The organism is Bariatricus massiliensis (assembly GCF_900086725.1).
Taxonomy (GTDB): domain Bacteria; phylum Bacillota; class Clostridia; order Lachnospirales; family Lachnospiraceae; genus Allocoprococcus; species Allocoprococcus massiliensis.
In genome coordinates, this window is record NZ_LT574836.1 from 380,104 (window position 1) to 393,039 (window position 12,936).

The 12,936-nt window shown below is 46.9% G+C and carries 13 protein-coding genes and 1 other annotated feature; of the genes, 12 read left to right on the top strand and 1 reads right to left on the bottom strand.

Annotated features, from left to right (window positions below; all coding sequences use genetic code 11):
- Positions 1-158: 158 nt before the first annotated feature.
- From BN6465_RS03430 to aroE, 7 genes are all read left to right on the top strand, one after another.
- A complete protein-coding gene (locus tag BN6465_RS03430; RefSeq protein WP_066731723.1) occupies positions 159-932 on the top strand; it encodes a nitroreductase family protein in 774 nt (257 codons plus the stop codon).
- 11 nt (positions 933-943) lie between these two features.
- Positions 944-1,282 (top strand): ArsR/SmtB family transcription factor, encoded by a 339-nt coding sequence (locus BN6465_RS03435; protein ID WP_066731724.1) that lies wholly within the window; start codon positions 944-946, stop codon positions 1,280-1,282.
- A gap of 11 nt (positions 1,283-1,293) precedes the next feature.
- Positions 1,294-2,037, top strand: a complete 744-nt coding sequence (locus BN6465_RS03440; protein WP_066731726.1) for an EFR1 family ferrodoxin — start codon at positions 1,294-1,296, stop codon at positions 2,035-2,037.
- A gap of 109 nt (positions 2,038-2,146) precedes the next feature.
- Positions 2,147-3,016 carry a shikimate dehydrogenase gene (locus tag BN6465_RS03445; protein ID WP_066731728.1) on the top strand — a complete coding sequence of 290 codons (870 nt, stop codon included), beginning with the start codon at positions 2,147-2,149 and terminating at the stop codon, positions 3,014-3,016.
- Positions 3,017-3,112: 96 nt separating this feature from the next.
- Positions 3,113-3,370: a binding site (T-box leader), on the top strand.
- Between the two features lie 224 nt (positions 3,371-3,594).
- Positions 3,595-4,608 carry a 3-deoxy-7-phosphoheptulonate synthase gene (aroF, locus tag BN6465_RS03450; RefSeq protein ID WP_066732748.1) on the top strand — a complete coding sequence of 338 codons (1,014 nt, stop codon included), beginning with the start codon at positions 3,595-3,597 and terminating at the stop codon, positions 4,606-4,608.
- Positions 4,609-4,619: 11 nt separating this feature from the next.
- Positions 4,620-5,678, top strand: a complete 1,059-nt coding sequence (aroB, locus tag BN6465_RS03455) for a 3-dehydroquinate synthase (protein WP_066731730.1) — start codon at positions 4,620-4,622, stop codon at positions 5,676-5,678.
- Positions 5,679-5,680: 2 nt separating this feature from the next.
- Entirely contained in the window at positions 5,681-6,499 is an 819-nt protein-coding gene (gene aroE, locus BN6465_RS03460; RefSeq protein WP_066731731.1) for a shikimate dehydrogenase, read from the top strand.
- A gap of 98 nt (positions 6,500-6,597) precedes the next feature.
- On the opposite strand, the gene BN6465_RS03465 is transcribed toward aroE, so the two are convergent.
- A complete protein-coding gene (locus BN6465_RS03465; protein WP_066731733.1) occupies positions 6,598-7,773 on the bottom strand; it encodes a ribose-phosphate pyrophosphokinase in 1,176 nt (391 codons plus the stop codon).
- A gap of 145 nt (positions 7,774-7,918) precedes the next feature.
- On the opposite strand from BN6465_RS03465, the gene BN6465_RS03470 reads away from it, so the two are divergent.
- From BN6465_RS03470 to BN6465_RS21400, 5 genes are all read left to right on the top strand, one after another.
- Entirely contained in the window at positions 7,919-9,274 is a 1,356-nt protein-coding gene (locus BN6465_RS03470; RefSeq protein ID WP_066731735.1) for a DUF512 domain-containing protein, read from the top strand.
- On the top strand, positions 9,267-10,595 hold the full coding sequence (der, locus tag BN6465_RS03475; protein WP_066731739.1) for a ribosome biogenesis GTPase Der: 1,329 nt from the start codon (positions 9,267-9,269) through the stop codon (positions 10,593-10,595). Before BN6465_RS03470 ends, der begins: the two co-directional genes overlap by 8 nt.
- A 2-nt stretch (positions 10,596-10,597) precedes the next feature.
- The gene (gene plsY, locus BN6465_RS03480; protein ID WP_066731741.1) at positions 10,598-11,242 is read left to right on the top strand and encodes a glycerol-3-phosphate 1-O-acyltransferase PlsY; all 645 of its coding nucleotides are present in this window, start codon (positions 10,598-10,600) and stop codon (positions 11,240-11,242) included.
- Between the two features lie 42 nt (positions 11,243-11,284).
- Entirely contained in the window at positions 11,285-12,298 is a 1,014-nt protein-coding gene (locus BN6465_RS03485) for an NAD(P)H-dependent glycerol-3-phosphate dehydrogenase (protein WP_066731742.1), read from the top strand.
- Positions 12,299-12,361: 63 nt separating this feature from the next.
- A complete protein-coding gene (locus BN6465_RS21400) occupies positions 12,362-12,925 on the top strand; it encodes a DUF4177 domain-containing protein (RefSeq protein ID WP_066731744.1) in 564 nt (187 codons plus the stop codon).
- Positions 12,926-12,936 lie beyond the last annotated feature (11 nt).

Below are 12,936 nucleotides of genomic sequence, written 5' to 3' on the forward strand. Positions count from 1 at the left end.
AGGGCAGTGAAGCAAAACACGAGGAACTGCAGCACGACGGATATAGGTTGTGCTGCAGTTTTTGTCTGTGCCAATGGTAACGGCTTTCTTTACCAATGTTGTATTTTTCACTTTATTTGCTATAATGGTTAACAAACATTAACGAAAGGGAATCTGTTATGGCAAAACATGAAATAACAATTAATCTCGAAAAATGTATAGGGTGTAGTCTGTGTGCAAAGACATGTGCTGCACATAATATTGAATTAAAGAATGGTAAAGCAAGGGTGCTAGGAAATGACTGCCTCATGTGCGGGCAGTGTTCAGCAGTCTGCCCTAAGGCAGCAGTCACAATAAGCGGCTACGAAACAGAACCGCATACCAATACAGAAAATGTACGTTTAAACGCAGAGGAGGTATTGGATGTCATCCGTTTCCGTAGAACAGTACGGCAGTTCCAAGAGAAAAAAATACCAGAGGAAGTGCTAGGGCAGATTCTTGAGGCTGGGAGGCTGACGCACACCGCAAAAAATTTGCAGGATGTATCTTTTGTAGTGCTGGATCAAAAGAAAGAACTCTTAGAGAAAATGGCTGTCGGTCTGTTCCGGAAAATCAAGCCTTTTGTAGACTTATTCAGTCCTATGGCCAGAAGAACGAAAATAGACAATCATTTTTTCTTTTTTAAGGCTCCGATAGTTATCGTGATTGCTGCAAAAAATAAGACAAATGGTATTCTTGCTGCTCAAAATATGGAATTTGTGGCAGAAGCAAATGGACTGGGCGTGTTGTTCAGCGGTTTTTTTACCACTTGCGCGAATATTTCATTTAAAATAAAAAAAGCACTAAAAATCCCGAGGGGCAAAAAGGTGGCGGCTGTTCTAGTGCTGGGATATCCAAAAGTCAAATTTCGACGCTCAGCACAGCGGGAAAAACTGGACTGTATCTATATGTAGGAGATGGGAATATGGAAAAAGAATGTGAGGTACGACTAAATAAAATCAGGGAAGGGTTTGAGGAATGTAGAGATGCTTTCACTGCTATCGGGGATGAGACGAGGCAGTTGATTCTGCTCGTTCTTCTGGAAGGTGATTTGTCGGGCATCCGTGTAGGAGAGATCGCAAGAAAGACTCATTTGACAAGGCCCTCCGTTTCCCACCATCTGCAGATACTAAAAGGAGCGGGTATCGTCAATATGCGGAAAGAAGGTACGAAAAATTATTATTACGTGAGTTTAGATAAAACTCAGTGGAAGAGTATGGTGGATTTGATCAATCTTATATTTGAAAGTATTTCACACAATTAGGAGGAAGTTTTATGATTTTATATTTTTCTGGAACAGGAAACAGTGAATATGTGGCAAAAAAAATTGCCGAAGAATTGGGAGATGATATGCTAAATCTTTTTGACAAAATCCGCGGCCATGATTATTCAATATCTCATTCTGACAGACCGTGGGTCATTGTATCACCGACCTATGCATGGCAGATTCCCAGACTTTTGTATGACTGGCTGTCCCGTACGGAGCTTAAGGGGAACAGGGACATCTATTTTGTCATGACCTGCGGGGGCGGAATCGGAAACGCGGACGCTTATGTAAAGAAACTGTCTCTCTCTAAGGGACTTCATTATTTGGGGTGCGCGCCTGTCGTTATGCCGGAAAATTATATTGCAATGTTCCAAACTCCAGAGCGGGAAGAGGCACTGAAGATTGTAGAAGAAGCCGAAAAAACCATAAAAAATATATCGTTAACTATTAAAAATGGAACTTCGTTTTCCGAACTTTCCATTACGTGGAAGGATAAATTATCGAGCGGTATAGTCAACAGCATATACTATCCGTTACTTGTCCACGCAAGAAAATTTTATACCACAGACGCGTGTGTTTCCTGTGGGAAATGTGAGAAAATGTGTCCTTTGGGAAACATTCATCTTGAGCAGGGGAAGCCGGTATGGGGAAACCAGTGTACGCACTGCATGGCATGTATCTGCCGGTGCCCGAAAGAAGCTATTGAATATGGAAAGCACAGCAAGGGGCTGCCGAGGTATACTTGTCCATAATTTTCCCCTAAAAATGTCAAATATTTCTTGCCAATCGCTGAATTTGTGATATGATAGTAGACAGTACAGCACTTCACAGTGTGAAACTGAGGGACAGGAGGATATTAGTATGGCATATGAGATTACAGGACACACGGTACTGACCGGATTGCTGGGAAGCCCGGTGGAGCACAGCATATCACCAATGATGCACAATGAGGCCTTTCGGCAGCTGGAGCTGGATTATGCATATCTGGCATTTAACGTGGGGACAGATAAACTTGAGACAGCGGTGGAAGGCTTGAAGGCGCTGGGAGTCAGAGGCTTCAACTTAACGATGCCGGATAAAAATTTGATGTGTTCTCTAGCGGACGAATTGTCACCGGCGTCAGCCATCGGCGGCGCAGTGAATACAATCGTCAACGATAACGGGAAATTGACAGGGTATACCACGGACGGCATCGGCTTTATGCGCTCTGTAAAAGAGGATGGACATGATATTATCGGGAAGAAGATGACTCTTTTGGGAGCAGGAGGGGCGGCTGCGGCCATCTTGATACAGGCGGCGCTGGACGGCGTGGCAGAAATATCTGTATTCAATATCCGTGACGAATTTTTTAAGCGCGCGGAGGATATTATTGAGAAATTAAAAGAAAAGACAGACTGCAATATCCGTATTTTTGATTTTTCCGACAGCGAAGTCTTGAAAAGAGAAATCGCAGGGAGCGCTATCCTAGTCAACGGCACTTCTGTAGGAATGGCGCCAAATACAGAGCGGTGCATTATCACCGACGACAGCGTCTTCCGAAAAGATTTAATCGTGTTTGATGTTATTTACAATCCAGAGGAGACACTACTTCTTAAAAAGGCAAAGGCAGCCGGTTGTCCAGCCTCCAATGGGCTGAATATGCTCCTGTATCAAGGAGCTGCGTCATTTGAGCTGTGGACCGGCAGAGAAATGCCCGTGGACATCATAAAAGAGAAGTATTTTAAGCGATAGGAAAATTTCTCACGTTACCGTACGAAAAATGATTGACAAATACTATGGATAGGTGTATTGTAATTTATAGATTTTAAAAATTGAATATTCTACTATGGAAATACGTTGAAAAGAAATAGTAAATATAATGAATTGTCACAGAGAGTCCTTGGCTGGTGGAATAAGGATACATAGAGTTATATTGAATTCCTCTTGGAGTAGAGTGCTGAATATCATACAGATTAGTAGGCATTTCCGGCAGCAGCCGTTATCTGCAAAGGTATAACCGCCCTGCGGCGTACCTAATGAGGTAAATACTGTGAAGTATTTACGAATTGAGGTGGAACCACGAAGTATATAACTCTCGTCCTCTGCACAAGCAGTGACGAGAGTATTTTGCGTGCAGGAACTGAGCCGTGCGCCAACCCTGAAAAGACGGAAATGTGTTCACACATTATCCGGCTTTACAGGGTTGGCATAGGGCGAAGCCCCACGACCGAGAAGAAGCGGAGCGGATTCGAGGTGGTGAGCACGGCGGATTGGAAATGGTGAGCACGGCGGACACGGGCCAGTATAGGATAGGAAAGGAAGAAACAAGTATGATTATAGTATTAAAACCAAGAACAACAGAGGAAAATGTAAAAAGAGTAGAGGATATGGTCCGGGCCAAAGGGCTTTCCGTCCATACTGTGTATGGGGAGGACTTGACGATTATAGGATGTATCGGAGATACAATGCGTGTAGATTCACGGGTTTTTGAAGTGGATAAAAGTGTGGAAAAAGTCATGCATGTACAAGAGTCCTATAAGCTGGCAAACAGGGCATTCCACCCGGAAGATACGATTGTGGATGTATCGGGGGTAAAGGTTGGCGGGGAACATCTGGCGCTGATAGCGGGGCCGTGTTCCGTGGAGTCAGAGGAGCAGGTGATTGAGATTGCTAAGGCCGCGAAAGCATCGGGGGCCAACATGCTCCGGGGAGGCGCGTTCAAACCTCGTACCAGCCCCTATGCATTTCAGGGAATGGGTCTGGAAGGGCTTGAGATTCTTGTAAGGGCAAAGGAGGAAACCGGACTTCCCATTGTGACAGAGCTGATGTCTGCCGAATATCTGGATGTGTTTGACGAGAAGGTAGATTTGATTCAAATTGGCGCAAGGAATATGCAGAATTTTGATTTGCTGAAGCAATTGGGGAACACTAAGCGGCCGATTCTTTTAAAAAGGGGATTAAATGCCACCTATGAAGAGTGGATTATGTCAGCAGAATATATTATGGCTTCTGGTAACCCTAATGTCATATTGTGTGAGCGTGGAGTGAGAACTTTCGAGTCTTATACGAGAAATACACTTGACCTGCAGGCGATTCCGGTCATTAAAAAGAAGAGCCATCTGCCTATTATTGTGGATCCAAGCCACGCGGGCGGTAAATGGTGGCTTGTCGAGCCGATGGCGAAGGCTTCCATTGCAGCAGGGGCGGACGGACTTATGATAGAAGTGCACAACAATCCGGAAGCGGCGCTCTGTGACGGCGGACAGTCCTTGAAACCAGAAAAATACGATAAGCTGTTGACTGAGATTACCCAGATTGCCAAGGTGGTAGGTAAGACAGTTTAGGAGGAAACAGTATGAAGATGACGGTGGACCTGAAAGAAAAAAGTTATCCAATTTATATAGAAAAAGGGATTCTTTCCCGTGCCGGTGCGTATATCAAAGAAATCTGCCACGGTAAGAAAGTGATGATTATCTCGGATGATAATGTATATGCACTCTATGGAGAGAAACTCAAAAGCCAGCTTTCAAACATTTATGAATGCCATGAAACTGTGATACCTCACGGGGAGTCATCGAAGAGCTTTGCTATACTTCCCGAGTTATATGACTCGCTTTTAAAAGCACAGATATCGCGGACAGATTTGATTATCGCATTAGGCGGAGGCGTCGTGGGAGATTTGGCGGGATTTGTGGCGGCTACATTTCTGCGCGGTATAAAATTTGTTCAGATACCCACGTCACTTCTGGCACAGGTTGATTCTTCTGTGGGCGGCAAGGTGGCAGTAGACCTGCCTCAGGGGAAGAATCTGGTAGGGGCTTTTTATCAGCCGAAGCTGGTTTTGATCGACCCGGATGTGCTGGACACGCTGCCGGCACGCTACGTGACGGACGGGATGGGGGAGGTCATTAAATACGGCTGCATTAAGGACGAAGCATTGTTCGAAAAGCTGGAATCCTGTGGTTCTTTTGAAAAACTGAAACCTGAGCTGACCGAAGTGATAGCGGCCTGTGTGGATTGTAAAAGAAGAGTCGTAGAGGAAGATGAGTTTGACACAGGGGAGCGTCTGCTTTTGAACTTTGGTCATACGCTGGCGCATGCCATCGAGCAATACTGCCATTATGAGCGGGAAAGCCATGGGGAGGCTGTGGCAGTAGGGATGTATCAGATATCGAAGATAGCAGAAGAAAAGGGGCTCACCCAAAAAGGTTCGGCTGCAAGGATTGGAAAGGTTCTGGAAAATTATGGACTTCCGAAAACGTCAGGCCTTTTGCTTGGTGAATTAACGGCGGCTATGAAACTGGATAAAAAGAATCTGGACAGTAAGCTCAAATTGGTGCTTCTGCGTGAAATAGGAACTTCCTATGCTTACCCGGCAGAGCTTGATTTCTTTGATGAAGACCGGGAGGTGTAAGAATGATTCATATCGGTGTGCTTGGAGAACAGCTTTCTCATTCATTGTCGCCCGACATTCACCGGTATCTGATGAAAGAAGAGCGGCTTCCATGCAGCTATCATGTGCTGGAAATGGAGAAGGAGAATATACCGAAGGTTCCGGAGCTTATGAAGATGCTGAATATCCGGGGGTTAAATGTGACGATTCCATATAAGGAAACTATGATGGAATATGTGGATGAGGTCAGCCCTCCGGCAAAGGAGATTGGAGCGCTGAATACCATTTGCTTGAAGGATGGACGGACATACGGCTATAATACGGACTATATTGGAATATTGAGAATGTTCCGGCAGAGCAGAATTTCTTTGAAGGGGAAACGTGTGCTGATATTAGGAAACGGCGGGGCGGCGAGAGCGGCAGCCGTGGCGGTACATCATGCCGGAGCGGCCAAGATTACAGTGGCAGGAAGAAGAAAAGATGCATTGGATGAACTTAGGACACAGTTTCCTTTTATAGAAACGGTAACCTACGACGCGATTGACCGTGGCGATATTATTATCAATACAACACCTGTGGGCATGTACCCCAAGGTGGGGGTGAGCGCAGTTGGGAAGGAAGTGCTGCGGAGGTTCCGGGTGGCTGCCGACATCGTGTATAATCCACTTGAGACAGAGTTCTTAAGGCTGGCCAAAGAGGAAGGGCTCCAAGTGGTCACGGGACTGCGGATGCTGATAGATCAGGCAATCGGTTCCCATGAAATTTGGTTTGGACATCAGATGAAAGCTGAAGTAAGCGATGCACTGCACCGACAGCTGGCAGCCACCGTGAAGGCAGTGTAACGATTGAGATGGGCATGTTAAGAGAAAAAACACCGGGACAACCGAACGGCAAATTGAATGCCGCCGGACGGTCCCGGTGTTTTATAACATAGGAAACTTTATCTGCGGTTCTGACGCTTTGCCAGAAGCTCATGAATCTTGTCCGTAGGATTCAGTACGGCGCTGATTGACATATCATGATTTAAGGAATCAATGATTAGTGCGAGGAATTTGCTCATGTCGGCCTTGACAAAATACGGTTTGTCATACAATTCCGGCGGGAGATAAGTCAGATTGGTGGTAATCAGCCTGTCCAGATATCCCTTTTCATAGTATTCGTCAAACTTCGCAAAACCGTCTGTAAAAAGTCCGAAAGTGGTACAAACAAACACCTGTGAGGCGCCGCGGTCTTTTAACTGCTTGGTAACATCCAGCATACTTTCGCCGGAAGAAATCATATCGTCCACGATAATTACGGTCTTCCCCTTAACATCATCACCAAGGAACTCATGCGCTACGATTGGGTTTTTGCCGTTGATGATAGTAGAATAGTCACGGCGCTTGTAGAACATGCCCATATCGACGCCGAGGACATTGGAAAAATAAACAGCCCGCTGCATAGCGCCCTCATCGGGGCTTACAATCATCAGATGGTCTTTGTCCACCAGTAAGTCCGGCTCTGCCCGTAGCAGGGCTTTCATGAACTGATAGGGCGGGTTAAAGTTGTCAAATCCTTTCAGCGGGATGGCATTCTGTACCCGTGGGTCATGGGCGTCAAAGGTAATGATGTTGGACACGCCCATCTCCACCAGCTCTTCAAGGGCCAGTGCGCAGTCAAGGGATTCCCTCTTGGTACGCTTATGCTGACGGCCTTCGTATAAGAAGGGCATGATTACATTGAGACGGTGGGCCTTCCCGGTGGAAGCCGAAATAATACGCTTCAAATCCTGATAGTGGTCGTCCGGCGACATGTGGTTCAAGTGGCCGTTTACATTATAAGTCAGGCTGTAATTGCATACATCTACCATTATAAATAAATCTTTTCCACGGATACTTTCTCCAAAGATGCCCTTGGCTTCGCCCGAGCCAAAACGGGGGCAGGAACTCTTTGCCAGATAACTGTCTGCCTTGTAAGAAGAATAAATCTCAGGATCAAGGAAATCATTTAAAGATTCCTGACGGAATTTTACGATGTAGTTATCTACCTTTTCTCCCAATTTCCGGCAGCTTTCCAAAGCCGCAATTTTTAACGGTGCAACAGGCAGAGCCTGCTCCATAATTTCTATATTTGTCATGTGTGCCTCCCAAGTGAAACTTGTCTTCTGTTACTTTTATACCATTATTTCGCCCGTAAGGCAAGAAAGAGCGTGTAAAAAATTGCATTTTCCACTCAAATTTAGTATGATAACCTTACAGTAGAAAAGATAGGGAGTTTAAGCCATGAAGCACGAGCATATCATAAGCACAGTGGAAGAGGGCAGTATTGCATGGGAGCTGGGAATCGAACCCGGGGACAAGCTGCTGCAGATTAACGATGAAGTGATAGAAGATGTATTTGATTATCACTATTATATAAATGATGAAGAACTGACAGTTTTAATAGAAAAAGTGGACGGAGAAGAGTGGGAGCTTGAGATCGAGAAGGACTGTGAGGAGGATTTGGGCATCGAATTTGAGCAGGGACTGATGGATGAATACCGCTCCTGCAGAAATAAGTGCATGTTCTGCTTTATCGATCAGATGCCAAAGGGAATGCGGGAGACGCTGTACTTCAAGGATGATGATTCCCGCCTCTCTTTTCTGCAAGGCAATTATGTGACACTTACCAATATGAGCGACCACGACATCGACCGGATCATCAGATACCATTTGGAGCCGATCAATGTGTCTATCCATACGACAAATCCTGAACTGCGGTGCAAGATGCTCCACAATCGATTTGCGGGAGAGGCCCTTCAAAAGGTACAGAGGCTCTATGAAGCCGGGATTACGATGAATGGGCAGATTGTACTGTGCAAGGGCGTCAATGACGGTGAGGAGCTGGAGCGGAGCATCCGTGATATGAGCAGGTGGCTTCCGGTACTGCAGAGCGTGTCCATCGTTCCGGTAGGACTTACAAAGTTCCGGGAGGGATTGTATCCGCTGGAATCCTTTACGAAAGAGGATGCCCGGAGCGTGCTGCGCACCATCCACAGCTGGCAGGACAAGTTTTTTGAGGAGTATGGCATGCACTTTATTCAGGCCGGGGACGAATGGTACATTCTGGCGGAGGAGGAACTGCCCCCGGAAGAGCGCTATGACGGTTATCTGCAGTTGGAGAATGGTGTGGGGATGCTGCGCCTGCTTCTCGATGAATTTGAAGAAGTGTACGCGCATCTGGAGGGGGACGACAGGACTCGCCACATATCTCTGGCTACAGGAAAGCTTGCCTATCCTTATTTGAAGCAGATGCTGGATAAGATTGGAAGAAAATATCCAAAGCTTCAGACAGAGCTTTATCCTATTGACAATGAATTTTTTGGAGAGAAGATTACCGTATCCGGCCTGATTACCGGTCAGGACTTGACTGCGCAGCTGAAAGGAAAAGAATTAGGAGAACGGCTGCTCCTGCCGGCAAATATGCTGCGCAGCGGTGAGGACGTATTTTTGGATGATATAACGGTGGAGCAGGTCACTAGGACTTTACAAGTGGAGATAGATATTGTAAAATCAAGCGGTCAGGATTTTATAGAAGCAGTATTAGGTGAACGGATGGACGATATCCGCTTAACAGCGAAGGAGATAGAATATGAGTAAACCAGTAGTTGCCATCGTTGGGCGTCCCAATGTAGGGAAATCAACGCTTTTTAACGCATTGGCAGGAGAAAAGATTTCAATTGTAAAAGATACACCCGGAGTTACACGAGACCGGATATATGCAGAGGTAAACTGGCTTGACAGAGAGTTTACCCTGATTGACACGGGCGGTATTGAGCCGGACAGCAACGATGTGATTCTCTCACAGATGCGTGAGCAGGCGCAGATCGCAATCGACACGGCGGACGTCATTTTGTTTATGACAGATGTAAAACAAGGCCTTGTGGATTCGGATTCCAAGGTGGCGGACATGCTGAGACGTTCACAGAAGCCGGTCATCCTCGTAGTCAACAAAGTGGATAATTTTAAGAAACTGATGCCCGATGTCTATGAGTTTTATAATCTTGGTATCGGTGACCCGGTACCTATTTCTTCGGCGGAACGGATAGGAATCGGCGATATGCTTGACAAGGTCGTGGAATTTTTCCCGGAGGCAGACGGAGAGGAAGAAGAGGATGAGCGTCCGAGGATTGCCATTGTGGGTAAGCCGAATGTCGGGAAGTCTTCTATTATCAATAAACTGATAGGAGAAGACCGTGTAATCGTCTCAGACATTGCCGGGACGACCAGAGACGCCATCGACACGAATGTGGTGCATAATGGCAAAGAGTATGTGTTCATTGATACAGCAGGACTCCGGCGCAAGAATAAAATCAAAGAAGAACTGGAGCGTTACAGCATCATCCGTACGGTCACCGCGGTAGAACGGGCAGACGTGGTGCTTGTAGTGATTGACGCCGAGGAGGGCGTGACCGAGCAGGATGCTAAGATCGCAGGGATTGCCCATGAGCGGGGCAAGGGTGTAATCATCGTAGTCAACAAATGGGACGCCATTGAAAAGAATGACAAGACAGTCAAAGAGTATGAACATCAAGTGAGGCTGATACTATCTTTTATGCCGTACGCGGAGATTATGTATGTGTCCGCTGTGACCGGACAGAGGCTGCCCAAACTGTTCGATATGATAGACGTTGTCATCCAGAACCAGACGCTGCGTGTGGCCACCGGTGTCCTCAATGAGATAATGACCGAGGCTGTTGCCATGCAGCAGCCCCCGTCAGACAAGGGAAAGAGATTAAAACTTTATTATATTACGCAGGTGGCGGTAAAGCCGCCGACATTTGTCATTTTTGTCAATGATAAGGAACTGATGCACTTTTCTTATACCAGATATCTGGAAAATAAAATCAGAGAGGCATTTGGCTTTAAGGGAACTTCTTTGAAATTCTTTATCAGAGAGAGAAAGGAGAAGGACCGGTAATCATGGAGCGAGTTATCTGTTTGGTGATAGGCTATGTCTTTGGATTATTCCAGACAGGCTATATATATGGGAGAATGAACAATATTGATATCCGTAAACATGGGAGCGGCAATGCAGGTTCCACGAACGCGCTGCGTACCATGGGGGTCAAGGCGGGGGCGATTACGCTTTTGGGGGATTGTTTTAAGTGTATCGCGGCCGTGCTGGTCGTAAGAGGGATTTATGCGGGAAGCCATGCGGCTATTCTGCCGCTTCTGTCACTGTATGCAGGCTTCGGCGCGGTTTTAGGGCATAATTACCCGTTCTATCTTGGATTCAAGGGTGGAAAAGGGATTGCGGCTACAGGCGGCATGATTCTTGCCACCGATTTGCGCATGGCCGCACTGTGCCTGATAGTATTTGTCGTGATCGTGGCCGTGACGCGTTATGTTTCGCTGGCGTCTTTGACAGTGACGGTACTTTTTGTTGTGGAACTTGTGATTGCGGGCCAGCTGGGCGAATTCGCCATGAGTCAGGCGCATTTATTTGAAATGTATGGAATCGGAGTCCTGTTTATGGCTTCGGCATTTTTTCAGCACCGGGCGAATATCAAACGTCTCAGAGAAGGGACGGAGAATAAAATCGGTTCTAAGAAAAAAGAAAAATAAGGATGCTGTGAGGACATCCGGTATAGAAAGAAGGAGAATGATATGGCAAAAATTGGAGTAATGGGTGCAGGAAGCTGGGGAACCGCACTTGCTCTGCTGCTTGACAAAAACGGCCACGAGGTTACGGTCTGGTCGATCGATAAGGCAGAGGTGGAGATGCTGGCGTCAAAGCGGGAGCATGAAAGCAAGCTTCCGGGAGTGAAGATTCCGGAAAGCATTGTTTTTACCAATGAACTGGCAGAAGGAGTAGAAGGTAAGGATGTGGTCGTTCTGGCGGTACCGTCTCCCTTTACAAGAAGCACGGCCCGTAGCATGAGCCCCTTTGTAAAAGAAGGCCAGCTACTGGTCAACGTGGCAAAGGGAATCGAGGAGACAACGCTTATGCCTCTCTCAGACCAGATAGAGGAGGAGATTCCGCAGGCGGATGTGGCAGTGCTTTCAGGCCCCAGCCATGCCGAGGAGGTAGGAAGAGGCCTGCCCACTACGGTTGTTGTCGGCGCGAAGAAGCGGGCCACCGCAGAGTACCTTCAGAAGATATTTATGAACGAAGTCTTCCGGGTATATACGAGTCCGGATATTCTTGGCATAGAGCTTGGCGGCTCATTGAAGAATGTCATCGCGCTTGCGGCGGGAATCGCTGACGGTCTCGGCTATGGGGATAATACAAAGGCGGCTCTGATTACCCGCGGTATTGCGGAGATATCCAGATTGGGCGTGAAGATGGGCGGTAAGATAGAGTCCTTTACCGGGCTGACCGGAATCGGGGATTTGATTGTTACCTGCGCCAGTGTGCACAGCCGTAACCGGAAAGCCGGTTTTCTGATCGGACAGGGAAAAACAATGCAGGAAGCTATGGATGAGGTTAAGATGGTCGTTGAAGGAGTCTATTCCGCGAAGGCGGCTAAGAAGCTGGCGGCAAAATATGATGTCTATATGCCGATAGTGGATGAGGTGAACAAGGTGCTTTTTGAGGATAAGAAGGCGGAGGATGCCGTGAAGGAACTGATGCTCAGAGACGGAAGGATTGAACATCCGGATCTGCCTTGGACGGAGTAACGGTATGGATGGCGCAGGGTGTTCCCTGCGCCTTATCGCTTGTCAGGAAGGAGTGGGAAGGTCATGCTGGGACAGAGAGTCACAGTTACGGTGGACAGGCCCTTGGGCAGTGCGCATCCGGAGTATCCAGATGTGGTTTACCCTGTGAATTATGGATATATTGAAGGAATAACCGCAGGCGACGGTGAAGAACAGGATGCCTATGTCCTAGGATTGGATATGCCGGTGGGGGCTGTGGACGGTACGGTCATAGCGATTATTCACAGAGAAAATGACGTGGAGGATAAGTGGGTGGTGTCACCCGGAGATGTCAGATTCACAAAAACGGAGATTGCGGAGAAGGTTGCCTTTATAGAGCGATTTTTTCAATCTTGGATTGAGGTGCTGGACGAAGCTGTGACAGAAGGCATGGAGGCGCGTCAGAAGTGGAAATATGCGTTTGTAAATATAGAGTATGACGGTGAGGGCAGGCTGCTGCTTGGCGGGAATATGACGGAACACAGAGACGTCATTCAAGAATATGCCAGACGGGGGTACCGGTATGTTGGGATGGTGCCCACGACTTTGAACACATCGGGTTATTTTCGCAGAATGGATCTCATATTTGAAAAAGAATGTTTGAAATAATTATAGATTTA

Bases quoted from the DNA above. Each gene is read 5' to 3' on its own strand.
- BN6465_RS03430 (WP_066731723.1), top strand. From the start codon at position 159: ATGGCAAAACATGAAATAACAATTAATCTCGAAAAATGTATAGGGTGT.
- BN6465_RS03435 (WP_066731724.1), top strand. From the start codon at position 944: ATGGAAAAAGAATGTGAGGTACGACTAAATAAAATCAGGGAAGGGTTT.
- BN6465_RS03440 (WP_066731726.1), top strand. From the start codon at position 1,294: ATGATTTTATATTTTTCTGGAACAGGAAACAGTGAATATGTGGCAAAA.
- BN6465_RS03445 (WP_066731728.1), top strand. From the start codon at position 2,147: ATGGCATATGAGATTACAGGACACACGGTACTGACCGGATTGCTGGGA.
- aroF (WP_066732748.1), top strand. From the start codon at position 3,595: ATGATTATAGTATTAAAACCAAGAACAACAGAGGAAAATGTAAAAAGA.
- aroB (WP_066731730.1), top strand. From the start codon at position 4,620: ATGAAGATGACGGTGGACCTGAAAGAAAAAAGTTATCCAATTTATATA.
- aroE (WP_066731731.1), top strand. From the start codon at position 5,681: ATGATTCATATCGGTGTGCTTGGAGAACAGCTTTCTCATTCATTGTCG.
- BN6465_RS03465 (WP_066731733.1), bottom strand. From the start codon at position 7,773: ATGACAAATATAGAAATTATGGAGCAGGCTCTGCCTGTTGCACCGTTA.
- BN6465_RS03470 (WP_066731735.1), top strand. From the start codon at position 7,919: ATGAAGCACGAGCATATCATAAGCACAGTGGAAGAGGGCAGTATTGCA.
- der (WP_066731739.1), top strand. From the start codon at position 9,267: ATGAGTAAACCAGTAGTTGCCATCGTTGGGCGTCCCAATGTAGGGAAA.
- plsY (WP_066731741.1), top strand. From the start codon at position 10,598: ATGGAGCGAGTTATCTGTTTGGTGATAGGCTATGTCTTTGGATTATTC.
- BN6465_RS03485 (WP_066731742.1), top strand. From the start codon at position 11,285: ATGGCAAAAATTGGAGTAATGGGTGCAGGAAGCTGGGGAACCGCACTT.
- BN6465_RS21400 (WP_066731744.1), top strand. From the start codon at position 12,362: ATGCTGGGACAGAGAGTCACAGTTACGGTGGACAGGCCCTTGGGCAGT.